The following is a 25,428-nucleotide window of genomic DNA, read 5'->3' as shown; positions in this document are numbered from 1 at the left end:
ACAAAGTTTTTTATGTTAGACTCTCACATAGTGTATCAGGTGTCTATAATTTAGCAAAAATAAAGGAGAAATTACTATGCTAAAAAATATACCTTGTGGAAAAGATATTCCAAATGATTTTAATGTAGTTATTGAGATACCTCAAGATAGTGATCCAATTAAATATGAGTTTTGTAAAGATAGCAATATGATTGTAGTGGACAGGTTTATGTCTTCTTCAATGAGATATCCAGCTAATTATGGCTTTGTGCCAAATACTCTATACGATGATGGTGATCCAATTGATGTTTTAGTTATTGCGCCATACCCTTTACTTGCAGGCTGTGTAATAAATTGCAGGGCTGTAGGTGTTTTCAAGATGGAAGATGATGGTGGTATTGATGCTAAAGTTATCGCAGTGCCAAATCATAAGTTGACTAAAGAATATGATCATATTAATGATATTCAAGATATTCCAGAAACTTTAAAACGTAAAATTGAGCATTTCTTCACACATTATAAGGATCTTGATTCTGGTAAATGGGTAGAAGTTGATGGTTGGGATAATGCTGATTTTGCTAGAAGAGAAATAGAAAAATCTGTTAAAAATTATAAGTAATCTATTTGATAAACCAATAAATATTCTGTTTTAATTAGTATACTTCTTTTGATAACTACTTTTTTAATAAAGCTAGTTTTAACTCTTTATAAGATTTCTTTATAAATTACTAGTGATAAACTTGGATTCTTTTGTCCTTTAATATTTTTGTCCTTTCCTATTTGTGATAATATCTTTGATTGAACATAAGAATTTTTATATAAGTTAGATAAATGAAAATAAATAAGTCAAAAAATATTAGATTATTGATACTTGATGTTGATGGTGTATTAACAGATGGTAAGATAATTATTTCTAATGATGGTAATGAGTACAAGAATTTTAATGTCAAAGATGGTTTGGGCCTAGTCTTATTGCAAAAACTAGGACTAAAAGTTGCTATTATTACAGGGAAAAGCTCTCAAATTGTAGCGGATAGGTTTACAAGTTTAGGATTGAGATCTGAAGATATATTTCAAGGACAGAAAAATAAGCTTAAAGCTTATGAGATATTAAAAGAAAGGTATAACCTTGGTGATGAGAATATTGCATATATAGGCGATGATTTGCCAGATATAACTTTAATGAATAAAGTAGGTGTTTCAGCAGCTCCAGCAGATTCGATTGATATCGTAAAAAATTATGCTGACTATGTTTGCTATCATAATGGCGGTGATGGAGCTGCACGTGAGTTTTGTGAATACTTGATAAAACAATTAGGTTTTTATGATAAAGTGCTTAAAGATTTTGTTGAGTTTGGTGGAGTAAGATAAAAGATAATGAGATTTTTTACTAAATATTCCTTCTTTGCAAATACTGTTTCAATTGTAGTGGTAGTTGTTTCAATACTTTATATAAGTTATAAAGCTCTTGAAGGTGGTATAAGGCCTGATGCCAAAGAAAAAATTAAAAGTAGAGTTGAACTAACTGCTTATAATTTTCACTATAATGAGTATGATAAAGAAGGTGATCTGAAAACAAACTTCATTTCTGAAAAGTTAGAGCAGTATACTAACCAAGACGTCAAAATGACGGATCTTATTGAAAAAAGTTATAAGAAAGAAACAGGTAAGAAGACTTGGCAAGTTAAATCTAAATATGGATTTTCAAGTAAAGAAACTAACGAAAATCTAATTCATCTATATGGTGGTGTAGATGCTATTATGTTTTCAAAGAAGAAAACAGATGATAATAAAGGACAAACACCTTCAGATGATAGTAAATACTCTCCAAGTAAGATATATATAAAAACTTCAGAGATGTACTATAATAGTGACACAAAAGATTTTTATAACAATAATTTTGTTAAAATGTATGATCCTAAAACTGGTAATAACACGACCGGTGTTGGAGTTAAAGGTAATGCAGAATCAAAGATTATTAACCTTAATCAAGATGTAAGGAGCTACTATGCGTCAAGCTAAATTAATGCTAGTTGCTCTAGGATTATTTTCATTATTTAACACTTCATTTGCTGTTAATACTAATGCTGTTGTAAAAGAAGATAACGTTACAGCAAACGAGAAAGAGAACAATTCAGTTGATAATGTTCTAAAAGAATATGGACCAATAACTATCTGCTCTGATAGGGCTGTATATGATTCAAATGAGAACAGATTGACATATTATGATAATGTCTTTGTTATGCAAATTCATCATAAACATATCTTATGTCATAAGCCACAGGTACTAAAAAAAGGTATAGAATATTTTGAGCGTGATAAAAAATACTCTTTTGAGCAGTTACAAGAAAAATGGCTAGAAGAGGCTAAAAAGCTTTGTGCTAGTGAAAAAGAATGTAACTTCATTTCTGGTCAGAAGCTTGTTGTGCAGTTAAATAAAGATAAAAAAGTTAAAACATTAACTATGGAATCTGAGGGTCTTGATAGATCACAGTTCTATACATATCCGACAAACTCTTCGCCAAACTTTATTGATAGTGAGAGAATTACCCGAGGACCTGTTACAGGTGTTGCTAAGAAAATTATATATAATGTTGTGAAAAAAGATTTAGAACTAGATAAAAAAGCAAAAGTTACTCAACATGGTAATAGGTATAAAGGTGAAAAAATTATCTATGATATAAAACATGATTTAGTTTCGATTCCAGGAAGTAGAAATAGACGTTCAACGATTGTACTAGAGGGCGTAACAAAGGCAACTAAAATTAATACAGGATTGACACCAATTTCTGATTATCATAAAGGTGATTCTAAAAAAACTCAAAAAAGTAGCATAGTTGACGTACTTTAAAAATGATTATAGGTTTAAGATGGAAAAATATACATTAGAAGCAAAAAGACTAGGTAAAAAGTATGGCTCTCGTTGGGTTGTGAATAACGTTTCTATGAAAGTTTCAACAGGTGAGATTGTTGGCTTATTAGGTCCAAACGGCGCTGGTAAAACAACATCTTTCTATATGATTGTTGGATTAGTTGCGGCAACTCGTGGAAAAGTCCGTATGGGAAGTGAAGATGTTACAAAGATGCCTATTCATCTAAGGGCTAGAAGAGGATTAGGTTATTTGCCACAAGAAGCTTCTGTTTTTAGAAAACTAAGTGTTGAAGATAATATTGTAGCTATTTTAGAAACACGCAAAGATCTAAGTAAAAATCAGATTGATGAGAAATTAAATGAGCTATTAGATGAGTTTAGTATTCAACATATTCGTAAAAGTCTAGGTATGGCACTTTCCGGTGGTGAGAGAAGAAGAGTTGAGATAGCTAGAGCCTTAGCTATGGATCCTAAGTTTATTCTCCTTGATGAACCATTTGCTGGGGTCGACCCAGTTTCAGTGATAGAGATTAAAGAAGTTGTACGACATCTAAAAGATCGAGGTATCGGTGTGTTAATTACTGACCACAACGTACGTGAAACTCTTGATATTTGTGAAAGAGCATATATCGTTAATGCTGGTAATATGTTAGCAGCTGGTACTCCAGAAGAGGTTCTTGAAGATGAGACTGTTAGAAAGGTATACTTAGGAGAAGACTTTAAATTATAGGTAATTATGAATATAGACATCTCAAAATCAAAAGTGATATGTGTTGGACGAAACTATGTTGAACATATCCATGAACTAGATAATGAAATCCCTGAAAGTCCAGTTATATTTCTGAAACCAAATTCAAGTATTTCTAATACCTTAAAGCTATCAAATAAAAGAGAAACTCATTATGAATGTGAGATGGTTTTTAGTTTTGATAATAACTCTAAGATAAAGGCAGTTGGAGTGGGGTTAGATTTAACTGATAGGGACTTACAATCAAAACTTAAAGCTAAAGGCTTACCTTGGGAATTAGCAAAGGCTTTTGATAATAGTGCTGTAGTTGGTGCTTTTGTCGAGATATCAGAGAGTGAGGTATCAAATCTAAGTTTTAGAGCATATAAAAATGATATTCTTATTCAGCAGGGTAATTATGATTTAATGATGTATAAACCTGATCAAATTATTAAATTCTTAAAAGATAATGATATTTCAATATGTGAAAATGATCTACTAATGACAGGTACACCTAAGGGTGTTGGTGTGGTAAATGCTGGAGATAAGTTTAAAATTGAGCTTTTTTGTGGTGATAATAAGATTATAGAAACAAGATTTTAGGTATATAAAAATATGTGGGCAATTGTAGGAAGTAGTGGTTTTGAGTCTTTTGATGATTTTGAAATTATAGAAGAGCTATCTAGAGAGACTCCCTTTGGGTTATGTTCAAATGGGTTGTTTAAGATAAAAATAGAAGGCACAGAAGCTTTGTTCTTAAATAGAACAGGGCTAGAAGAAAGTATATTGCCACATCAGATAAACTACAAAGCAAATATCTATGCTCTAAAGAAATATGGAGCAACTTCAATTATTGCATTATCTTCAGTCAGAAGTTTAAGAGATGAACTAAAACCTGGTGATATGGTTATCCCATATCAGTTTATAGATAGAACAAAATCTTTACGTGAATTTACATTCTGTGAGCAGGGGTTATTAAACTACGTATCCTTATCAAAACCAATTACAGAAAGTATTGCTGAAGAGATTAGAGAAAAGAAAGAAGAATTTGATTTTAATATTCATTTTAAACAGAGTTATGTTTGTATTGAAGGACCTCAGTTTCCTACGATAATGGATGCAAAATGTTTTCAAAGTATGGGTGGAGGAGTTATAGGAATGACTGCTTTCCCAGAGTTTGCATTAGCAAGGGAAGCAGGTCTTAATTATATAAGTTGTAACTTCATTGTTGACTATGTGCCGTGGTCATATGATGTTAGAAATTTATATAATGTTTTAGAAATTAGAGAGACTAATAATTCAAAGGCAGAGACTTTAGTTAAATGGTTAGTAAATAATTTGCCATTTTATGCTGAGAATGATTGTCACGAGCTTGGAATCGCAAGATATCTATCGACACCAATTGAATCCCTAGCTCCAAGTAAAAAAGCATGGCTAAAAGTCATAGCTAAAGATAACTCGAAGCATGAGAAAGCAAGAGAAGCGGAAGTACTTAAGAAGGTCCCAGATCTATATGGTGGTATTAAAGCAATTCCTCCAAAGCTTCAAGACCTTCTAACATTTATTGGTAAGTTTGACCGTGAAGGAAATAGAAAAGATCTTGAAGCAACTAGAAAAGCAGCAGCTTCTTTGAATTTATACAGTTATGTAAAAGAGCCTATTGAAAGTGTTGAGCATATTGAAATAGCTCATCAGGATGGGCACGATATCCCTGTTAGAGTATATAATCCCAATACTCAAGAGAAATTAAAAGCAATAGTCTTTTCTCATGGTGGTGGATTTGTTTCAGGAACTCTAGACTCATTTGATGCTTTTTGTAGAAAACTTGCTTTGACAACTAATAGAGTTGTATTTTCTGTAGATTATAGACTTGCTCCAGAGCATAAGTTCCCAGCAGGCTTAAATGATGTTGAGTGTGTTGCTGAGCATGTCTTCAAACATTCTAAGAAGTTTGGTATATCCAGAAAAGAATTTACGATGATGGGAGATAGTGCAGGAGCTAATTTAACTGTCCTAGCGACGCATAATCTTTTACGAGCAGATAAAGTAAAAGTAGCAAATAATATTATTTTATATCCATCTGTTGATTTATCTCATATGCCGACTAAATCATTAGATGATTTTGAAAGTGGTTATATTCTAACTAAAGCAAAAACTATGTGGTATTCTGAATTATATGTTCCAGAAGGAATGGATAAACGTTCTCCAGAGATTTCTCCTTTTTATATAAAGAAGCTAGAAAATATGCCTCGTACTTTGGTTATGACAGCAGGATATGATCCGCTTAAAGATGAAGGGTTATTATTCGCTGAAAGACTTCTTAGACATGATGTTGAGGTTCAACATTATCATTTTGATAGTTTAGTGCATGGATTTATTAATTTCTCAAAACTTATTCCTAAAGAAATGGATGTTTTACACTCAAGAGTTGTGAAATTCCTTGGATAAGTATTCAAGTAAATATGGTTGCGTAAACTTGTTTAATCACAGCTACATTTGAAATATAGTGTGGTTTGTATGATTAGAATATAATAAAGTAAAGTAAAGGTGCGAGTTTTATGTCTCAAGCTATACTATTTCTAAATGGTAAAGTTGATTTAGCGTTTTGTGAAAAGTATATACAAGATAATTTTTGTAATTTGAGTATCTTCTGTGCAGATGGTGCATATCAGAAGATAAAAAGTTCTCAAATGTTAAATACAAAAATTAAGAAAGTTATTGGTGATTTTGATTCATTCAGTGTATCTGATGATGATTTGTTTTTAATTGATGAGGATCAATATTCTACAGATTTCGAAAAATCTCTTAATTATATAATCTCACAAGGAGCTTCAAAGGTATTTGTATTTGGAGCCTCTGAAGGAGAAATGGATCATTTCTTATGTAATATTTCTATAGCGAAGAATTATATAAAAAAAATAAATATAGAATTTATCGATATATATTCTAGATACTTTTTTATTCCTAAGAATTTTTCTATAAAAGAGGTAATAGGCAGAATGTTTTCAGTGATGCCTTTTGGATCTGCAGAAGATATATATTATAATGGTTTAAAGTATCCGTTAAGTGGTGAAAGCTTAAGTATAAATACTAGTACAGGTGCAAGAAATTATGCCATAGAAGATACGGTAAATATAACGTATTCTTCTGGAGATATTTTATTGTTTATATCGCATGCAAAATATAAGGATAGATAAATGCTATTTTGTAATGAAGCTAAAAAGCAGCTAAAGCAACAAGATGTTAATTTAAAAACAGAATTTGAAAAAGATAGTGATAGAGTCAATAAGCTGTCTTTGAATTATGATGGTGTATATTTTGATTTTTCAAAGAATCTTATTAACGAGAAAATTTTAGCAACTTTAGTAGATTCTGCTGAAAAGTCTAAGCTTAAAGAGAAAATCTCACAAATGTTTATAGGTGAGAAAATCAACTCTACTGAAGATAGAGCTGTGTTACATACGGCATTACGTGATTTTTCAAATACCCCTTTAATTGTAGATGGTCAAGATATTCGTCAAGAAGTCAAACAAGAAAAACAACGTGTGAAAGAGCTTGTTGAAAAAGTTACATCTGGAAGTTGGAAAGGTTTTTCTGGTAAAAAAATTACAGATATTGTAAATATTGGCATTGGAGGTTCTGATTTAGGGCCTAAGATGGTGGTTAGAGCTTTGCAACCTTATCATTGTACTGGTCTTAAAGTGCATTTTGTTTCAAATGTTGATGCTGACTCTTTATTACAGGCTCTACATGTAGTTGACCCAGAAACTACTTTATTTATAGTTGCTTCGAAGTCCTTCTCTACAGAGGAGACTCTTTTAAACTCGATATCTGCTAGGGAGTGGCTGCTTGATCATTATGAGGATTCAAAAGCAGTTGCTAATCATTTTGTTGCGATATCAAGTAAACTAGATAAAGTTGCAGAGTTTGGTATAGATCTAGAGCATTGCTATAAAATGTGGGATTGGGTTGGTGGTCGTTATTCATTATGGTCATCAATAGGTATGTCGATAGCTTTTGCTATAGGTTATGATAATTTCGAGAAATTATTAGCTGGTGCATATTCTGTAGATAAGCATTTTAAAGAAGCTGATTTTAGCAAAAATATTCCAGTGATAATGGGATTATTAGGTAGTTATTACTCATGTGCTTATAATAGCCAGTCTCAAGCATTATTACCGTATGATGAAAGATTGTGTTACTTTGTAGACTACCTTCAGCAGGCTGATATGGAAAGTAATGGCAAGTCTGTAGATTTACAAGGGCAAGCTGTTGACTATCAAACTGGGGTAGTTCTGTGGGGCGGTGTTGGGACAAATGGACAGCATGCATTTCATCAATTGCTGCATCAAGGTAATGTTTTTATTCCGGTAGATTTTATAGCTGTTGCAAATAGTCATCATAATTATGAAAATCACCAACAGGCTTTACTTGCTAACTGTTTTGCTCAGTCTCAAGCACTAATGTTTGGACAATCGTATAATATGGTTTATAATGAGCTCTTAAAATCTGGTTTAAGTGAATCTGAAGCTAAAGAGTTAGCACCTCACAAAGTAATACCAGGTAATAGGCCAAGCACAACTATTCTATTGGAAGAGCTAAGCCCATATTCATTAGGACAGCTAATAGCATTATATGAGCATAAAATATTTGTTCAGGGTGTTTTATGGGATATTAATAGTTATGACCAGTGGGGTGTTGAACTTGGTAAAAAGCTAGGAAAGAATATTTTGAAAGCTATGGATGATGGTTCATCTGATGAGTACAAACATTTAGATGAGTCAACTAAGCAGCTTATAGCTAAGGTTAAAAGTTAGAGAATGAATTTTTGTAAAAGGAAAGGTTTTTCATTAGTTGAGGTTATGGTAGTTATTGCTATTATGACAATACTTATGATGGCTGCTATTAGTTCCTTTACCTTTTACTATAAAACATTTGCTGAAACACGTCTTACTAACTTACAAAAGATGATTGAATTTGCTGTTATAAAGGCACGCACAGATAGTAAAACTGTTATTGTTTGTGCAGCAACGCCTGATAGCTTTGATTCAAACGGTAGGTTAGATGAAAATAGTTTTAGCTGTTTAAATTCAACATCATGGAATGATGAACCTCTTGTTGCTTTTGAGAGTGATGATGGTACAGATACTTATAATGGTGTAAATGATAAGATAATTGCGAATTTACCTAAAGGGCATGGAGGACATCTCTTTGTTAATTTATCAGGTAGTCCAAGCTATGTGAAAATTAGTCCTAATGGGTTTATGGCAACAGGAAATGGAAATATTACATATTGTGATAAATCTAACAAGTACCAAGCAGCTTTAGTTATTAATTTAGTAGGTAGAGTTGTTTATACAGATAGTCACACTAAAGATGGTGGTGGACTGTATACTTGTGGATAGTTTTTATGTTTATTGATTAGAGGAGAAATACAACAATGACTAATGGTAGAATACCTATGACTCCAGCAGGAGAGCAAGCTTTAAGAGCAGAGCTAGATCAACTTAAAAAAGTTGAGAGACCAAATATTATCGAAGCTATTGCTGAAGCGCGTGACCATGGTGACTTAAAAGAAAACGCTGAATATCATGCTGCAAGAGAGAAACAAGGTATTATAGAAGGTAGAATTAAAGATATCGAATCAAAGCTTTCAAATGCTCAAGTTATTGATGTGACAAAAATTTCTGCTAATGGTATGGTTATCTTTGGATCAACAGTTACAGTTATGAATGTTGATACTGAAGAAGAAACAACTTATAAGATTGTTGGTGAAGATGAAGCAAATATTGATAATCATAAAATATCTGTAGCAGCACCACTTGCTCGTGCTTTAATAAAAAAAGAAGAGGGCGATGAGGTTGTTTTAGATACTCCAAAAGGTAAAGTAACATACGAAATAGTAGAAGTAGAGTATAGATAATAATCTACTACTTTAAAGTTACTTATAATTAATGTGCTTTTTGCAAATTTAAATATTAGAATAAAATTTTGTGAAACTATTAAGCTAAGTAGCTAGAATTAAATTAGTTTTTATTTCTAAGTACTTATACTTACTACAATCGGTGGTTCCCTAAAAAGTCTTTTATGAAAAAAATTATCATTAAGGGTGCAAAAACCCATAATCTAAAAAATATTGATGTTGAAATACCTAGAGATAAACTAACTGTTATTACAGGGCTTAGTGGTTCGGGTAAGTCATCATTAGCTTTTGATACACTATATGCTGAAGGGCAAAGAAGATATGTTGAGTCTTTATCATCATATGCAAGACAATTCTTATCAATGATGGATAAGCCAGAAGTTGAGCATATCGAGGGACTTTCACCTGCTATCTCAATAGATCAAAAAACAACTTCTCATAACCCTAGATCAACAGTTGGAACAGTTACTGAAGTTTATGATTACTTAAGAGTATTTTTTGCTCGAGCAGGTACGCCTAGATGTCCAACACATCATATAGAATTAAAGGCTCAGACCATAAGTCAAATGGTTGATAAAATTTTAGAGTTTGATGATAACTCTAGGTTAATGATATTAGCACCAGTAGTTTCAGAGAAAAAGGGTACTCACCATACACTATTAGATAAGATATTAGCTCAAGGTTATATTCGAGTACGAATTAATGATGAGTTTTATAACCTTGATGAAGATCATCCAGAATTAGATCGATATAAGAAGCATAATATTGATGTTGTGGTTGATAGATTTAAACCTAAAAAAGATAATCAACAACGTATTGCAGAGTCTATAGAGACAGCTCTAGATTTGGGCGAAGGTATTGTTAGATTAGTGAATATGAGTGATGAACATGCTGAAGATATTTTATTTTCATCAAAGCATGCTTGTCCTTTATGTAATTTCGCTCTAAAAGAACTATCACCTAGAATATTCTCATTTAATAGTCCTTTAGGAGCATGTAGTAGTTGTGATGGTCTAGGAGTTAAAGAGTTTTTTGATGAGAAAAAGATTATTATAGATCCTAGTTTGTCTTTAAAAAGTGGCGCTATCGTAAAATGGAATAAAGCGAATCAATATTATTACTCCCAATTAGAATCTATAGCTGCGCATTATAAATTTTCTTTAGATGAGCCTTTTGAAAAACTGCCGAAAAAAATTCAAGATATAGTCTTATATGGCTCAGGTGATGAGATGATTAAGATGACTATTGACTCGATAAGAGGCGGTAGACAAGTTAGAAATAAGACATTCGAAGGCGTTATTCCACATTTTGAGCGCAGATATTATGAATCTGATTCAGATATGGTTAAAAAAGATCTTTATGAATTAATGAGTAATCTTACGTGTAAATCGTGTAATGGTGCTAGAGTTAATGAATATGCTAGGAATATCTTTATAGCTGATAAGAATATTGCAGATGTTTGTGCTTTATCGATAGAAGATCTATTAAATTGGTTAGATGGCTTAGAGTTTGTTGGTCAACAGCAAGTAATTGCTGAAAATTTACTTAAAGAAATCAAGTTAAGAGTGCAGTTTTTAGAAAATGTAGGTTTAGAGTATTTAAGCCTTGCTCGACAGGCAGATACTCTCTCTGGTGGTGAAGCTCAGCGTATTCGTTTGGCAAGTCAAATAGGTGCTGGTCTTGTTGGAGTTATGTATATATTAGATGAACCATCTATAGGTCTTCATCAAAGAGATAATCAACGTCTACTTGATGCTTTACATAATTTAAAAAACCTTGGAAATACTGTGATTGTAGTAGAGCATGATGAAGATGCTATTCGTCAGGCTGATTATATAATTGACATGGGTCCAATGGCAGGTGTTCATGGTGGTGAAGTTGTAGCTGCGGGAAGCTATAAAACTATCGTTAGTAATAAGAAATCTCTTACGGCAGATTATCTTAGTGGACGTAAAAAAATAGAAGTGCCACAAAAACGCCTAAAAGCAAGTAAAAATAGATACTTGCAGATAAAGGGAGCTACTGGGAATAATCTTCAAGGTGATGATCTAAAAATTCCAATAGGAGTACTTACTTGTGTAACAGGTGTTTCAGGCTCTGGTAAATCGACACTTATAAATAGAACTCTATATCCTTTAGCATCAAGATTGCTAAATAGAAGTACTTTAGTGCCAATGGAATATCAATCACATAAAGGCTTTAATCATTTAGATAAAGTTATTGATATTGATCAATCACCAATTGGAAGAACTCCACGTTCAAATCCTGCAACTTATACTGGTGTATTTACACCAATTCGTGAGTTATTTGCAGCTACTGCAGAGTCAAGATCTCGAGGCTATACAGCAGGTAGATTTAGTTTTAATGTTCGAGGTGGTAGATGTGAGGCTTGTCAAGGTGATGGTGTTATTAAGGTAGAGATGCACTTTTTGGCAGATGTATATGTTGCATGTGATGTTTGTGAAGGTAAGCGTTATAACCGTGAAACATTATCAGTACAGTACAAGGGTAAAAATATCTACGAAGTTTTAGAAATGACTGTTGAAGATGCTCTAGTGTTTTATGATGCTGTTCCAAGTATTAAAACTAAGCTTCAAGCATTAGTAAATGTGGGCTTATCATATATTAAACTAGGTCAGAGCGCTACTACATTATCTGGAGGAGAAGCTCAGCGTGTAAAACTAGCTAAAGAGCTTTCTAAACGTTCTACAGGTAAAACTTTATATATACTTGATGAGCCTACTACAGGTTTGCATTTTTATGATATCCATCAGCTTTTAAAAGTAATTATGGATCTGCGTGATAAGGGTAACACTGTCGTAATTATTGAACATAATTTGGATGTTATAAAAATGGCTGATTGGATTATTGACTTAGGTCCAGAAGGTGGTAATAAAGGTGGTCAGATTATATTTGAAGGAACTCCTGAAGATATCATAAAGTGCAAGAAGTCATATACTGGTAAATATTTAAAAAATTTACTTTAATTAAGAAGTTGGTATTTCACTTAGATTATTAGGTTTACAAATAACTACATAAATCAAAATAGTTAGTAAGCCTAAAAAGTATATAACCTGTACCCATGCAAAAGCAGATGAAGATATAATAGAATCAAAACTTATATTTTTAATTCCTGATAAAGTTGCTAAAACTACACTTGCCCAAGATATAGCAAAAGCGTTTGTAAGTTGAATTATTGAACTATTAACTATTGTTGCTGGACTCATATGATCATCATTTTCAATAGAGTTATATATTCCAGCGTTACAGACAATTGTAAACATACCAAAGCATATGCCAATTATTACAAGTAGGGCAGAGAATACAAAAAAGTTAAAATGGATAAAAATTACTCCTAAACTCAAATATGTAACAGCCATTACAGTAAGATTGATCACGAAGAATTTATAAAAATGTAAGTTTATCAAAACCTTTTTTACTATTTTTTTAACATACCAAGCAGGCATTATAAAAAACATTAATGCTAATCCAGACTCAAAAGCAGAGAAGTTTTGCTTTGTTTGTAAATATAGGGGAATAATGAAAGACATTCCCATTATAACAAGTCGAGTCGTAGAACTTATAATAGTAAGATATTTAAAACAGCTATTTTTAAAGATATTTAGGTTAATGACAGCATTATCACTTAATAGTGTTGCATGACGTAGATAAAATATAAAAAGAACTATTGCAATAACAAGCATTAGCCATTTGATATTTGGGAGTATACTTGTATCGATTATAAGATCTATAAAGAACATTAATAAAGCAATTGATGATCCAAGGATTAAAAATCCTTTAAGGTCAAATTTTCTAATTTTGATTGTTGAAATGTTTGGTAAGTAAATACTTATTAACACTATACAAGCTAAGACAATAGGAAGATTAATAAAAAAAATCATTCTCCAGCTAATATAAGTAGTCATTGCGCCTCCGAACAAAGGTCCTATAACAGGCCCTAGTGTGGCAATGACAGCAACTATTGACATCGCTGTTAATCTATCATTTTTAAATATTCTGACCATTGCTAAACGAGCAACTGGTGCTGTAAATGCTCCAAAAGCACCTTGGAAAGCCCTAAATATAACTAAACTAATAATATTTGTTGATAATCCACAAGCCACAGAAGAAATTATAAATCCTATCAAAGATATGATAAGAAGTTTTTTGCAACCTATTTTATCTGAGACCCAACCTGATGCTGGGATAAATAGCCCTAAAGCTAGTAGATAAACAGTTACAGCTACCTTAAGGGTGATTGCATTTACGTGAAAGTCATTGGCAATCTGAGGAAGTGCGGTGTTTAGAGCTGAACCATCAATTAGTTCAATTAGAAAAACTATGCCGATTGTATAGGCAATTATTTTATTTTTATCCATTAATATAACAAACCATCTTAATTTTTTGACAAAAGATCAAATTAAGCTAAGAATCAAAAGTATCTGTATTGCTTAATATTGTGAGAGTATTATACAATTATTTAATAAAACAACTAGCTAATAGGCAATTTTTTTAATATAGTATACTAGTCAAAATTATATTTTAAAAATTCAAAGAAAATAGGATAGTAATAATCATATGGCACAAAAAAATGATAATAAAAATAATATGATAAAAAATATTATTTTTTGGGTGTTGATCATTGGTGGAATGTTGCTGCTTTTCAATGGTATTAATGATACAAATTCATCATCTAACAGTTTAGATTATTCTACTTTTGTATCAAAACTAAAAGACAATCAAATAAGTTCAGTTGATGTAGATGGAAGAACAATCAAAGGTAAAACTAATTCTGGTGAGAGTTTTGTAACTTATGCGCCGCTTTTAGATGGTAGTTTGGTTAATAAACTTGAAGATAGTAAAGCTACAATTAAAGCTAAAGCTCCAGAAAAGCCAAATTTATTCTTAGCTTTCTTACTAAACTGGTTGCCTATGTTGCTTATATTTGGCTTTTTCATATATATGATGGTAAAAGCTGGTGGTGGAAGTAAAGGTGGACCTTTCTCTGTTGGTAAGAGTAAAGCAAAATTACTCGGCGAAGATGAGATAAAAGTAACTTTAGAAGATGTAGCAGGTGTTGATGAAGCAAAAGAAGAGGTCGCTGAGATTGTTGATTTCTTACGTGAGCCAAAAAAATATGAAAAAATTGGTGGTAAGATTCCTAAGGGCGTATTAATGGTTGGACCTCCAGGAACTGGTAAGACTTTATTAGCTAGAGCTATTGCTGGCGAAGCGAAGGTTCCTTTTTTCTCTATTTCAGGTTCTGACTTTGTTGAGATGTTTGTTGGTGTTGGTGCATCTCGTGTACGTGATATGTTTGATCAAGCAAAGAAAAAAGCACCTTGTTTAGTGTTTATTGATGAGATAGATGCCGTTGGAAGACATCGTGGCTCTGGCATGGGTGGTGGTAATGATGAGAGAGAACAAACTCTTAACCAAATGCTTGTGGAGATGGATGGTTTTGCTGATAATGAAGGTGTTATCGTTATTGCTGCAACAAACAGACCTGATGTTTTAGATAGAGCATTATTAAGACCTGGTAGATTTGATAGACAGGTTGATGTAGGCTTACCAACAGTCAAAGGTCGTGAATCTATATTAAAAGTACATATGAAAAAAGTAGCTCTTGGTGATGATGTGAGAGCAGACTGGATTGCTCGAGGAACTCCTGGTTTCTCAGGTGCAGAGTTAGCAAACCTTGTTAATGAAGCAGCTTTATTTGCAGCTAGAGAATCAAAAGAAAAAGTCACAATGGCTGATTTTGAGAAAGCTAAAGATAAAATCCTTATGGGTTCTGAAAGAAGAACTATGGCTATGACTGAGAAAGAGAAAAAACTTACAGCTTATCACGAAGCAGGCCATGCAATTATTGGTAGATTAATGCCTGAACATGATCCTGTTTATAAGGTAAGTATTATCCCTAGAGGTAGAGCATTAGGTGTAACTATGTATATGCCACAAGGTGATACTGTTAGCCAAAGTAGATTAGTACTTCACGGACGTCTGTGTAGTATATTTGGTGGTAGGATAGCAGAGGAGCTAATTTTTGGTTATGATCATGTAACTACTGGAGCATCTAATGATATTCAAGTAGCTACAGATATCGCGCGTAATTATGTAGCTCGCTGGGGCCTTTCGGACTCTATGGGTACAATCTTATACGATGTTGAAGATGATGGTCCATTCGGTGGTAATGGTGGCAAATCTGCTAAACTTTCAGATTCTACAATTCGTGAGGTTGACTCAGAAGTACGTAAGCTTATTGAGACAAGTTATCAGAAAGCTAAAAAGTTACTTGAAGAAAATATAGATATATTACATGCAATGGCAGATGCTCTAATGAAATATGAGACTATAGATGCTATGCAGGTAGATGATCTAATGACAAGACGAGATGTACGTGAGCCTGGAGATTATGGTGATAGCTATAAGCCAAAAGAAGAAAATGCTAAAGTTATTGCACCTATTGCTGCCGAGCAAAATGATTCAGATAATACTTCTTCAGAAGATAATCTTTAATATATAAACTCTTAATCTTAATTTAAATATTCCTTGTATAAATTAAGCATTTCATATAAATTAAAAATAATTAATTGTATAAATATATTAGAAAAATAAGAAAATTTTTTTAATTATGCTAATATAAACCAAGAGTTTTAAATATTACTATAAATAAGGAAAGAGATATGTCATTACCTACTCCTCATATAGAAGCACAAACAAAAGAAGAATTTGCTAAAACTGTAATAATGCCGGGAGACCCTTTAAGAGCTAAATATATAGCTGAGAACTATTTAGAAAATATTACTAGAGTGAATGCAGTTAGAAATATGTTTGCTTATACTGGTACTTATAAAGGTAAGAAAGTAAGTGTAATGGGTTCAGGCATGGGTATGCCAAGTATGGGTATTTATGCTTATGAGCTTTTCAAATACTATGATGTTGAGAATATCATTAGAGTTGGTTCTGCAGGTTCTTATAAAGCAGAATTAGAAGTGTATGATGTCGTTCTAATTAATGAAAGCTATGGTGAATCTGATTATATAAAAATTACTACTGGTGAAAATGTCCGTAATGTTTCTGCTAGTGAGGAGTTAAATCAAAAGCTAATAAAATCAGCAGAAAGGTTAAAGGTTGAACTTAAAGTTGCCAAAGCACACTGTAGTGACGTTTTTTATAGAAAAGATGAGCATGATTACAAACAAATAGTTAAAAATCATAAGTGTGGCTTAGTAGAGATGGAAACAGCAGCATTATTTGCTACAGCTAATGAGCTTGGTAAAAAAGCAGCTGCAGTTGTTACTATTTCTGATAGTTTCATCACAGGTGAATCAACTACTTCTCAACAAAGAGAACAATCATTTACAAATATGATGGAAGTTGCTTTAGGAATCGTTGACGAAAAATAACCTATAACTTTAAATCTTTTTTTAATTTTTCTATCGCTTGTTTAGTATATTTATTCACTGGTATAGCTTTGTCATTTTTAGGTTTACTATAATCTATAGTTATATCTATCCTATTCACTTTTGAAAAAAAAGTAGTTTTATTTAACATATTAATAAACTGATCATGAAGTTCTTTAATTTTTGATTTTAATATCTCTCTATCACTTTGTAGAATAATTTTTTGAGGAGAATAAAAAACAACTTCTGTTTCATTCAAATATGGTAAATTTAATTTTTTTAATTCTTTATTTGCAACTTCTAGAGTCGTTTTTAGATGTGAAACTTTACTTATAAGTTCTTTGCTAGCATAAGTTGAATTGGTTATTTTTGTGCGAGTTTTGTGCAAGTTAATTTTAGCGACTTTTTCAGGGACTACTTTTATGCTCATTATTTTTAGTAAACTCTTTTTGCATTCTCTAACTGAGAATAGAATATTTGAACAGCTTTGTCTATAGCTACTGACCGACCTTGTTTTGAGCATGCTTCAATTTTGTATTGTTTTGGATATATTTGTCCTGAATTTTCATCAGAAATTTGAAGTTCAACTTTATTGTTAATGCAGTAATTTTTGTTAATATAAGTACTGTTATAGTTCAGTAATTTTAGTGTAATATAAATATTTGCAAGATCTTTGTTATTAACAATTGTATAGTTATTAACTTTTAGGAACTTTTCTAATGAATTATAAAAAAATCCACTATTTTGTTTATCTACATATATTTGTATGCTTCTTTTAAAATTTATAAGTTCATTCTCTATATTATTTAATTCTAGTATTTGTTGATCAATATTTATATCAGGAGCTAGTATTAGTAATGTTCTGAGGCTACTTTTTATAGTTTTAACATTGCTATTTATTCTTTGTGCTATATCAAACCTATAAAGATAGCTTTTATTTTGTGTATTAACTAAAGATTTAGTTGCTTGTTTAATATTGCTGTTTATTATGTTTTGTAAGTCGATGATAGTTTGTCTTTTATTTATTTGTATTTCAATATAATAGGTGTTGTACGATTTTGCTTGATTGACAATATTGTAATTAGGGATGTTAAGTTTAGCTGTTTGAGTTGTGACTTGTTGGATTAGCCTTTGTGAGACATTATTGTTATTTATAATATTTTCAAAGCTTGTAGTTGAAGAAACTATAACCTGTAGCCTTTGGGTCATATCAGCTAAAGCATTGCTAGTTGCTTGATCTAGACTATCTCCTGTTCCAAAGCCATATAATAGATTATCTGAATTATTTTGTTCATTTATATACCAATTTGGGGCTATAGGGTTAGGCTTGTCTATAATATGATCAGGAGTTTTTATTGTATTTATTTTTGTTTCACTATTATTAAAATTAAGCGGATTATAATACTCATGTGCGGTACTACATCCTGAAAGTGCTATACAGGCTAAGCTAATAAATAAATACCTCATTATTATAAGTTTTTGCCTATAATTGTTATAATATTGTAACTATCTTAATTTAAATTTCTCACAAACTCTATATAATGTATGTTCAGAGTATTATATTTATTATAATTTTATAAGAGAGTTGGTTAAATAATAATGTTAGGTTTAGTTCAAAAAATTATTGGTAGTCGTAACGATAGATTTATAAAAAAGATTTCTAAAACAGTTGAAAAGATTAATTCACTTGAGTCTGAAATAGAAAAACTTACAGATCAAGAACTTAAGGGTAAAACAACTGAATTTAAAGAAAGGTTAGGTAAAGGTGAGACTTTAGATAGTTTACTACCAGAAGCTTTTGCTGTTGTTAGAGAAGCTGCAAAAAGAACTAAAAATATGCGTCATTATGATGTTCAGCTTATTGGTGGTATAGTTCTGCATCAAGGTAAAGTGGCTGAAATGAGAACAGGTGAGGGTAAAACTTTAGTTGCTACATTGCCTGCGTATCTAAATGCTTTGACTGGTGAAGGTGTTCACGTAATAACAGTGAATGATTATCTTGCCAAGCGTGATGCTGAATTAATGAGTGAAATTTATGAGTTTTTGGGTCTAACAGTCGGTGTAATTGTTGCTGATCTAGATCCTGAGCAGCGTAAAGAATCTTATGCCTGTGATATTACTTATGGTACAAACAATGAGTTTGGTTTTGATTATCTTAGAGATAATATGGCTTATGAGAAAGATCAACAAGTCCAAAGAAGCCGTAATTACGTAATTATAGATGAAGTTGACTCAATTTTGATTGATGAGGCGAGAACTCCTCTAATAATTTCTGGCGCCTCTGATGATAGTTCTGATATGTATAATCTTTTTAATAGATTAGTACCTTTCCTACAAAAGCAAGATAAAGAAGAAGTAGAAGAAGGACAAGAGCAGAAAGATTTTTACGTTGATGAAAAATCAAAAAATGCATATCTAACAGAAAAAGGTTATGCAAAGATTGAAGGTATGCTTAAAAAAGAAGGCGTACTTGAAGAAGATGATAACCTTTATAGCCCACATAATATTACAAAAATGCATTATTTAAATGCTTGCTTAAGAGCACAATCTTTATATCAACTAAATGTTGATTATATTGTGCGTGATCAAGAAGTTGTAATTATTGATGAAAGTACAGGTAGAGCGATGCCTGGACGTAGATGGTCAGATGGTTTACACCAAGCTATTGAAGCAAAAGAAGGTGTTAAGATAAATGCTGAAAACCAAACAATGGCATCTATCACATTCCAAAATTTCTTTAAGCTATATAATAAAATAGCAGGTATGACAGGTACTGCAGATACTGAGGCTTTTGAGCTTCATTCTATCTATAATCTAGAAGTTATAATTATACCAACAAATAAACCTCTAATTAGAAAAGATCATCATGATGAGATCTATGGAAGTGTTAGAGAAAAGTTTGATGCTATAGTTGTTGACATCAAAGAGAGAATTTCTAGAGGTCAACCTATATTAGTTGGTACAGCTTCTATTGAAGCATCAGAAGTTCTATCAACTTTATTGAAAAAGAAAAAGATTAAGCATAATGTCCTAAATGCTAAGCAACATGAGAAAGAAGCTGGTATTATTGCAATGGCTGGTTATCCAGGTAATGTGACAATTGCGACAAATATGGCAGGTCGTGGTACAGATATTATCCTTGGTGGTAACTGGGAAGTTGAGGTTGCAGAGCTAGAAGATCCTACAGAAGAAGATATTGCTAAAATCAAAGCTGATTGGCAAGAACGTAATGAGACTGTAAAAAAAGCAGGTGGTTTATGTATCATAGGTTCAGAAAGACATGATTCGCGTAGGATTGATAACCAGTTAAGAGGGCGTGCAGCTCGTCAGGGTGATCCAGGTGAGAGTAAATTCTATTTATCTATGGATGATAATCTTTTAAGGATTTTTGCATCTCAAGGTATGGCTGAGAGAGTTAAAAAAGGTCTTAAAGGTGGAGAGTCTTTAGCATTTGGATTTATGTCAAAAGTTATCTCAAAAGCTCAAGGGAAAGTAGAGAACTATCATTTTGATATTCGTAAAAATCTTTTAGAGTATGATAATGTTGTAAATACTCAGCGTAAGGTTATCTATGAGCAAAGACAGGCTTTCTTAGATGCTGATGATGTTAGTGATATTTTAGCTGATATACGCATAGATGTAGCAGAGCAATTATTCCATGATTATATCCCTGCAGGTTCTATGCATGAACTATGGGATTTAGAAGGTTTAGAAAAAGCCCTTAAATCAGACTTTATGATAGAGGTTGATTTACAAAAATTATATCAAGAAAATGATAATCTTGGTGAAGAAGATTTAAAAAAACTTGTAAGAGATGCAATTACTCTAGAGTTCGATGAAAAAACAAAAGAGTTAGAACCTGAAGCTGTTAAACAGTTTGAAAAATTCTCGTTATTACAAGGTCTTGATAATCACTGGCGTGAACATTTAAGCTCGATAGATCATTTACGTAATAGTATCAATTTACGTGGCTATGCACAAAAAGATCCTAAGAATGAATATAAGAAAGAAGCTTTTGAACTTTTCTCAAGTATGCTTGATAGTTTTAAATATGAAGTTATATCTTCTTTAGCTAAGATTAGAATCTCTACAGAAGAAGAGACTCAAAGAGCTCAACAAGAGTGGAAAGAATCTATGGGCGATATCATAGCAGAACATGAAAGTGTCATTGATAATAACCAAAGAGAAGATGAGCATGAGCAACAACAAGAAGAAGCTCCTAAAGTTCAGCAAGTCAAAAGAGAAGGTCCCAAGATAAAAAGGAATGATCCTTGTCCATGTGGTTCCGGTAAAAAATATAAACAGTGTCATGGGAAAGTAGAGTAGTTTCTTTATCGGGTTATACGATTTATCTTTGATATAATACTCATTTATTTATATATAAAAATTATGAAAAATTACTTATTACAAATAGAGTATTTCGGTAAAGACTATTGTGGTTGGCAAAGACAGTCTCATTCTCCTAGTATTCAAGAAGAGTTAGAAAAAGCTCTATCTAAAATTGCAAACCATCATATAGAAGTAACTTGTGCTGGTAGAACAGATACAGGTGTACATGCTACTTCTCAGGTCGTTAACTTCTATTCTGGTGCTGAGAGATCTTTAAGTGCATGGCAAAGAGGAGCTAATGCATTACTGCCTAAAGATATTAAAATATTAGATGTAAAAGAAGTAGCTAGTGATTTTAACTCAAGGTTTTCTGCTATAAATAGAACGTATAACTACATTATATATAACTCTACCATAAGTTCACCTATTTTTGCGGAGCATTGTTTATGGGAAAACCGCCAACTTGATATTAAAAAGATGAATCATGCTTGTAAATATCTTTTAGGAGAGCAGGATTTTAGCTCTTTTAGATCATCACAATGTCAGTCTAATACACCCTTTAGAAATATTCAAAAAGCGGAGTTTATTAAACAAGGTAATTTTATAGTTTTTGAAGTTATTGGGAATGCTTTTTTACATCATATGATTAGAAATCTAGTAGGCTCACTACTAAAAATAGGCTTAGGTTTGCAGTCACCAGAATGGATAAAAGAGCTTTTAGACGCAAAAGATCGAACTCAAGCTGCTGAAACAGCAAAAGCACATGGTTTATATTTTGTAGGAGTCGAGTATCCTAGTTTTCAATTTAAGCGCCAGATAATCAATTTATTTCTCTAATTAGCCCAGCTAACAGTTATTTTATTTGTATTACTTTTACAATCTATTGGTTATACTGATATATAGGTACAAAAACATAGATTTATAAGTATGAAAAAATTATCTACAATGGCTGTGATATTTATATCTACAGGTGGGATGATTGGAAGTGGCTGGTTATTTTCACCATATTATGGTTTCCAGACAGCCGGTCAAGGTGTTATAATTTCATGGCTTATCACAGCTTTACTTACTTTACTTGTAGCATTATGTTTTGCTGAAGTTGCATCTATGTTGCCGATAGTTTCTGGGGCAATGCGTTTTCTACGGATTACACATTCTCGAACATTAGGATTCTTATTTGTTGCTTTAGGATGGATAAGCTATTTGGTTTACTTACCACTTGAGGCTCAGTCAGTAGTTCAGTATTTAGGTTTTTGGTTTCCAAGTTTTGTTGATTCGGGGTCTAAAGGAGTATTCTTATCATACTCAGGAGTTGCTGTAGCATTTCTAATTATGCTAAGTTTGACATACTTAAACACTTATCAGCTAAAAAACGTTGCTAAGATTAACTCTATAGTTAGTATTTGGAAGATTTTCTTACCAATAGCTATTGCTGTTGGAATGTTAGCTGTTTATGGATCTTTTAAGAACTACCATGCTAATACCTCGCATATTACAGTTAATTTTGAACATATACTATTAGCTGTTACAGGCTCTGGCTTAGCCTTTGCTTTTTCTGGATTTCAAAATGGTTTAATTGTAGCAAACTCTGCAAAAAATCCTAAGTTAGCAATTCCTTTATCTTTAATAGCTCCAGTAGTAGTTGGCTTGACAATGTATATATCCTTATCTCTTCTTTTTATGTTTTGTATACCTGGATCGGTAAAAGGTTTTGATGGTGGTGTAGCTCCTTTGTTAGGTTTACTAAGTTTATTTAGTTTACATATTATTTATACCATATTATTTATAGATGCTATGGTTGCACCATTAGGTACTGGTAATGTTTATACGGCTGTAACGGGTAGGATTCTTCAAGCATTTGGATTAGAATTTTTTAAAAAATCAGTTTTAACAAGACTAAATAAAAACCATGTGCCAATATTTTGTATATGGATAAACTTTTTTGTTGGTTTGATATTTTTATTTCAATTTCCAACTTGGACAGCTTTAGTAAACTTTTTATCATCTTTAGTTTTATTTAGCTGTTTATCTGGACCTGTTGTTTTGATTATTTTTAGAGATAAGTTTCCTGAGATAGAGAGAAAATTTAAATTACCTTTTTATCAACTATTTGGCTATTTAGGATTTATATCTTGCTCATATTTTATATATTGGTCAGGTACTTTTAATTTATTATGTTTAGTTATACTTGTTATGCTAACTTGTATTTTCTATTGGTTTGTCTTTATGCGCAATCGCTTTATGGATGTGCTTAAACAAACGTGGTTTGTATGTGCATATATTATATGCTTATGGGGAGTGTCATTTGCACATGAGTTAAAATTAATAGCATTTCCTTATGATAACTTAATTGTCGCTATACTAAGTGCTGTATTCTTAAAATTATTTATCGTTACTCAAGCCTCAACAGAGACTATTCAGGAAAATATACAAGGTGTTATGTCAGAGGTTGAGAATCTTAAAAGTATGTAAATAATCATTTTTTCTTGTCAAAACCTAATTACAATTAAGTCCTTTTAGGATAAAATAACACATTAATCATTTCTTTATTTTTAGAAAAAATAATGACAGATATACATAATCATAAAATTTTGATTTTAGACTTTGGCTCGCAGTATACGCAGCTTATCGCACGTAGAGTTAGAGAAGTTGGCGTTTTTTGTGAGATTTTTCCTCATGATATAGATGATGAGTTTATTAAAGAGTATGGCGCAAAAGGTATAGTCCTTTCAGGTGGGCCTGAGTCTGTTTATGACTCTGATGTAAAAGCTCCTGAAATAGTTTTTGATCTAGGCGTTCCAGTACTTGGTATTTGCTATGGTATGCAAACTATGGTTATGCAACATGGTGGTGAGGTTAAAGGCTCTGATCAAAGCGAATTTGGTAAGGCAATGATCGATGTTTTAAAATCTGATAATAACATCTTCTCTAATTTAGAGAGTGAGCAGTTAGTTTGGATGAGCCATAGTGATAAAGTTACACAAACAGGTGAACATTTTGAAGTGATTGCGTCTTCAGTGAATGCTCCTGTAGCAGCTGTTGCCCATAAAACTAAGCCTTTCTTTGGTGTACAGTTCCATCCTGAGACAACTCATACAGAAAATGGTAAACAAATTGTAGAGAATTTTGTTGTAAACATCTGTGGTTGTGACACTTTATGGAATATTGATAATATTATTGAAAATGATATTGTTGAGATTAAAAAGAAAGTTGGTTCTGATAAGGTTATTTTAGGTTTATCAGGTGGTGTGGATTCATCTGTTGTAGCTGCAATTTTACATGAGGCTATAGGCGATCAACTAACTTGTATATTCGTTGATACTGGTCTACTTCGTTTGAATGAAGGTGATCAGGTAATGGAAGTCTTTGCAGAGCATATGGATATTAATGTTATTCGTGTAAATGCAAAAGATAGATTCTTAAGAGCTCTAGAAGGAGCTTGTGATCCTGAGCAAAAACGTAAAATCATTGGTAAGCTTTTTGTAGATATATTTGATGAAGAAGCTGCAAAAATTGAAAATGCTAAATGGCTTGCTCAAGGCACTATATATAGTGATGTAATTGAGTCTGCTGGTAACAACAAATCAAAAGCTCATGTTATAAAATCTCATCATAATGTAGGTGGTTTACCTAAAGAGATGAAGCTAAAACTTTTAGAGCCTCTAAGAGAGCTTTTTAAAGATGAAGTACGTAAATTAGGCTTAGGTCTAGGCTTACCATATCATATGCTTTATAGACATCCTTTCCCAGGTCCTGGCTTAGGTGTGCGTATATTAGGTGAAATTAAGAGAGAGTATGTAGAAACTTTACAAAAAGCAGATGCTATATTTACAGAAGAGTTATATAAGCATAACTTATACCATGATATTTCTCAGGCTTTTGGTGTCTTCTTACCAGTTAAATCTGTAGGTGTTGTTGGTGACCAGCGTAGATATGAGTATGTGATAGCTTTAAGAGCGGTTGTAAGTATTGATTTTATGACTGCAACATGGGCGAATTTACCTTATGATTTCTTATCTTTAGTATCTAATAGAATAGTGAACGAGGTGAAAAAAGTTTCTCGAGTTGTTTATGATGTGACAGGTAAACCGCCTGGAACTATTGAATGGGAATAGATAAACTCCCATAATATAAAGTAAAAGTTTAATTAGTATATATTTTTATACTTTTAAATTAGGTGAACATTTTTATA

21 protein-coding genes are annotated in these 25,428 nt (G+C 32.1%); 18 read left to right on the top strand and 3 right to left on the bottom strand.

The features are described from left to right. Window positions 1-76 precede the first annotated feature (76 nt). The 12 genes from ppa (at window position 77) to uvrA (ending at window position 12,488) form a co-directional block, all read left to right on the top strand. Window positions 77-598, top strand: coding sequence for an inorganic diphosphatase (gene ppa / locus FIP56_RS05960; protein WP_192578029.1), 522 nt, complete (start codon window positions 77-79; stop codon window positions 596-598). A 212-nt stretch (window positions 599-810) separates the two neighbouring features. After that, a complete protein-coding gene (locus tag FIP56_RS05955) occupies window positions 811-1,350 on the top strand; it encodes an HAD-IIIA family hydrolase (RefSeq protein WP_192578028.1) in 540 nt (179 codons plus the stop codon). Between the two features lie 6 nt (window positions 1,351-1,356). Then, on the top strand, window positions 1,357-2,001 hold the full coding sequence (gene lptC, locus FIP56_RS05950; protein WP_192578027.1) for an LPS export ABC transporter periplasmic protein LptC: 645 nt from the start codon (window positions 1,357-1,359) through the stop codon (window positions 1,999-2,001). Then, window positions 1,988-2,830: an LptA/OstA family protein gene (locus tag FIP56_RS05945; protein WP_192578026.1), complete on the top strand. Its 843-nt coding sequence runs from the start codon at window positions 1,988-1,990 to the stop codon at window positions 2,828-2,830. The genes lptC and FIP56_RS05945 overlap by 14 nt, the downstream gene beginning before the upstream one ends. A 19-nt stretch (window positions 2,831-2,849) precedes the next feature. Continuing rightward, window positions 2,850-3,581, top strand: coding sequence for an LPS export ABC transporter ATP-binding protein (gene lptB / locus FIP56_RS05940; RefSeq protein ID WP_192578025.1), 732 nt, complete (start codon window positions 2,850-2,852; stop codon window positions 3,579-3,581). Between the two features lie 6 nt (window positions 3,582-3,587). After that, a complete protein-coding gene (locus tag FIP56_RS05935; RefSeq protein WP_192578024.1) occupies window positions 3,588-4,181 on the top strand; it encodes a fumarylacetoacetate hydrolase family protein in 594 nt (197 codons plus the stop codon). A gap of 12 nt (window positions 4,182-4,193) precedes the next feature. Then, window positions 4,194-6,026, top strand: coding sequence for an alpha/beta hydrolase fold domain-containing protein (locus tag FIP56_RS05930; RefSeq protein ID WP_192578023.1), 1,833 nt, complete (start codon window positions 4,194-4,196; stop codon window positions 6,024-6,026). Between the two features lie 110 nt (window positions 6,027-6,136). Beyond that, the gene (locus FIP56_RS05925; protein ID WP_192578022.1) at window positions 6,137-6,775 is read left to right on the top strand and encodes a thiamine diphosphokinase; all 639 of its coding nucleotides are present in this window, start codon (window positions 6,137-6,139) and stop codon (window positions 6,773-6,775) included. Next, a complete protein-coding gene (gene pgi / locus FIP56_RS05920) occupies window positions 6,776-8,395 on the top strand; it encodes a glucose-6-phosphate isomerase (RefSeq protein ID WP_192578021.1) in 1,620 nt (539 codons plus the stop codon). 3 nt (window positions 8,396-8,398) lie between these two features. Next, window positions 8,399-8,983 carry a GspH/FimT family pseudopilin gene (locus FIP56_RS05915; RefSeq protein WP_192578020.1) on the top strand — a complete coding sequence of 195 codons (585 nt, stop codon included), beginning with the start codon at window positions 8,399-8,401 and terminating at the stop codon, window positions 8,981-8,983. A gap of 35 nt (window positions 8,984-9,018) precedes the next feature. After that, window positions 9,019-9,501, top strand: a complete 483-nt coding sequence (gene greA / locus FIP56_RS05910) for a transcription elongation factor GreA (protein WP_192578019.1) — start codon at window positions 9,019-9,021, stop codon at window positions 9,499-9,501. Window positions 9,502-9,665: 164 nt separating this feature from the next. After that, window positions 9,666-12,488, top strand: a complete 2,823-nt coding sequence (uvrA, locus tag FIP56_RS05905) for an excinuclease ABC subunit UvrA (RefSeq protein WP_192578018.1) — start codon at window positions 9,666-9,668, stop codon at window positions 12,486-12,488. On the opposite strand, the gene FIP56_RS05900 is transcribed toward uvrA, so the two are convergent. Beyond that, window positions 12,489-13,880: an MFS transporter gene (locus FIP56_RS05900; RefSeq protein ID WP_192578017.1), complete on the bottom strand. Its 1,392-nt coding sequence runs from the start codon at window positions 13,878-13,880 to the stop codon at window positions 12,489-12,491. It abuts the gene before it with no gap. A 199-nt stretch (window positions 13,881-14,079) separates the two neighbouring features. On the opposite strand from FIP56_RS05900, the gene ftsH reads away from it, so the two are divergent. Further along, window positions 14,080-16,020, top strand: a complete 1,941-nt coding sequence (gene ftsH, locus FIP56_RS05895; RefSeq protein WP_192578016.1) for an ATP-dependent zinc metalloprotease FtsH — start codon at window positions 14,080-14,082, stop codon at window positions 16,018-16,020. Between the two features lie 167 nt (window positions 16,021-16,187). Beyond that, on the top strand, window positions 16,188-16,910 hold the full coding sequence (gene deoD, locus FIP56_RS05890) for a purine-nucleoside phosphorylase (protein WP_192578015.1): 723 nt from the start codon (window positions 16,188-16,190) through the stop codon (window positions 16,908-16,910). A gap of 1 nt (window position 16,911) precedes the next feature. On the opposite strand, the gene FIP56_RS05885 is transcribed toward deoD, so the two are convergent. Both FIP56_RS05885 and FIP56_RS05880 read right to left on the bottom strand, forming a co-directional pair. After that, window positions 16,912-17,337 (bottom strand): hypothetical protein, encoded by a 426-nt coding sequence (locus FIP56_RS05885; RefSeq protein ID WP_192578014.1) that lies wholly within the window; start codon window positions 17,335-17,337, stop codon window positions 16,912-16,914. 5 nt (window positions 17,338-17,342) lie between these two features. Next, window positions 17,343-18,374, bottom strand: coding sequence for an LPP20 family lipoprotein (locus tag FIP56_RS05880; protein ID WP_192578013.1), 1,032 nt, complete (start codon window positions 18,372-18,374; stop codon window positions 17,343-17,345). 132 nt (window positions 18,375-18,506) lie between these two features. Between FIP56_RS05880 and secA the strand changes: the two genes are divergently transcribed. The 4 genes from secA to guaA all read left to right on the top strand — a co-directional run bounded on the left by secA (window position 18,507) and on the right by guaA (window position 25,351). Next, complete coding sequence (gene secA / locus FIP56_RS05875; RefSeq protein ID WP_192578012.1) at window positions 18,507-21,233, top strand: preprotein translocase subunit SecA; 2,727 nt, start codon at window positions 18,507-18,509, stop codon at window positions 21,231-21,233. Window positions 21,234-21,296: 63 nt separating this feature from the next. Beyond that, window positions 21,297-22,073, top strand: a complete 777-nt coding sequence (gene truA, locus FIP56_RS05870) for a tRNA pseudouridine(38-40) synthase TruA (RefSeq protein WP_192578011.1) — start codon at window positions 21,297-21,299, stop codon at window positions 22,071-22,073. Between the two features lie 90 nt (window positions 22,074-22,163). After that, the gene (locus tag FIP56_RS05865) at window positions 22,164-23,708 is read left to right on the top strand and encodes an APC family permease (protein WP_192578010.1); all 1,545 of its coding nucleotides are present in this window, start codon (window positions 22,164-22,166) and stop codon (window positions 23,706-23,708) included. A 92-nt stretch (window positions 23,709-23,800) separates the two neighbouring features. Beyond that, complete coding sequence (guaA, locus tag FIP56_RS05860) at window positions 23,801-25,351, top strand: glutamine-hydrolyzing GMP synthase (protein ID WP_192578009.1); 1,551 nt, start codon at window positions 23,801-23,803, stop codon at window positions 25,349-25,351. Window positions 25,352-25,428 lie beyond the last annotated feature (77 nt).

Source organism: Francisella sp. LA112445 (assembly GCF_012224145.1).
Lineage (GTDB): Bacteria > Pseudomonadota > Gammaproteobacteria > Francisellales > Francisellaceae > Francisella.
This window is presented reverse-complemented; position numbering and strand designations above follow the sequence as displayed.

Excerpts from the sequence above, each read along its gene's own strand:
- FIP56_RS05935 (WP_192578024.1), top strand. The coding sequence starts at position 3,588 with ATGAATATAGACATCTCAAAATCAAAAGTGATATGTGTTGGACGAAAC.
- deoD (WP_192578015.1), top strand. The coding sequence starts at position 16,188 with ATGTCATTACCTACTCCTCATATAGAAGCACAAACAAAAGAAGAATTT.
- FIP56_RS05925 (WP_192578022.1), top strand. The coding sequence starts at position 6,137 with ATGTCTCAAGCTATACTATTTCTAAATGGTAAAGTTGATTTAGCGTTT.
- ftsH (WP_192578016.1), top strand. The coding sequence starts at position 14,080 with ATGGCACAAAAAAATGATAATAAAAATAATATGATAAAAAATATTATT.
- FIP56_RS05865 (WP_192578010.1), top strand. The coding sequence starts at position 22,164 with ATGAAAAAATTATCTACAATGGCTGTGATATTTATATCTACAGGTGGG.
- truA (WP_192578011.1), top strand. The coding sequence starts at position 21,297 with ATGAAAAATTACTTATTACAAATAGAGTATTTCGGTAAAGACTATTGT.
- ppa (WP_192578029.1), top strand. The coding sequence starts at position 77 with ATGCTAAAAAATATACCTTGTGGAAAAGATATTCCAAATGATTTTAAT.
- FIP56_RS05900 (WP_192578017.1), bottom strand. The coding sequence starts at position 13,880 with ATGGATAAAAATAAAATAATTGCCTATACAATCGGCATAGTTTTTCTA.
- uvrA (WP_192578018.1), top strand. The coding sequence starts at position 9,666 with ATGAAAAAAATTATCATTAAGGGTGCAAAAACCCATAATCTAAAAAAT.
- FIP56_RS05945 (WP_192578026.1), top strand. The coding sequence starts at position 1,988 with ATGCGTCAAGCTAAATTAATGCTAGTTGCTCTAGGATTATTTTCATTA.
- guaA (WP_192578009.1), top strand. The coding sequence starts at position 23,801 with ATGACAGATATACATAATCATAAAATTTTGATTTTAGACTTTGGCTCG.
- FIP56_RS05885 (WP_192578014.1), bottom strand. The coding sequence starts at position 17,337 with ATGAGCATAAAAGTAGTCCCTGAAAAAGTCGCTAAAATTAACTTGCAC.
- FIP56_RS05915 (WP_192578020.1), top strand. The coding sequence starts at position 8,399 with ATGAATTTTTGTAAAAGGAAAGGTTTTTCATTAGTTGAGGTTATGGTA.
- FIP56_RS05955 (WP_192578028.1), top strand. The coding sequence starts at position 811 with ATGAAAATAAATAAGTCAAAAAATATTAGATTATTGATACTTGATGTT.
- lptB (WP_192578025.1), top strand. The coding sequence starts at position 2,850 with ATGGAAAAATATACATTAGAAGCAAAAAGACTAGGTAAAAAGTATGGC.
- pgi (WP_192578021.1), top strand. The coding sequence starts at position 6,776 with ATGCTATTTTGTAATGAAGCTAAAAAGCAGCTAAAGCAACAAGATGTT.
- secA (WP_192578012.1), top strand. The coding sequence starts at position 18,507 with ATGTTAGGTTTAGTTCAAAAAATTATTGGTAGTCGTAACGATAGATTT.
- greA (WP_192578019.1), top strand. The coding sequence starts at position 9,019 with ATGACTAATGGTAGAATACCTATGACTCCAGCAGGAGAGCAAGCTTTA.
- FIP56_RS05880 (WP_192578013.1), bottom strand. The coding sequence starts at position 18,374 with ATGAGGTATTTATTTATTAGCTTAGCCTGTATAGCACTTTCAGGATGT.
- lptC (WP_192578027.1), top strand. The coding sequence starts at position 1,357 with ATGAGATTTTTTACTAAATATTCCTTCTTTGCAAATACTGTTTCAATT.
- FIP56_RS05930 (WP_192578023.1), top strand. The coding sequence starts at position 4,194 with ATGTGGGCAATTGTAGGAAGTAGTGGTTTTGAGTCTTTTGATGATTTT.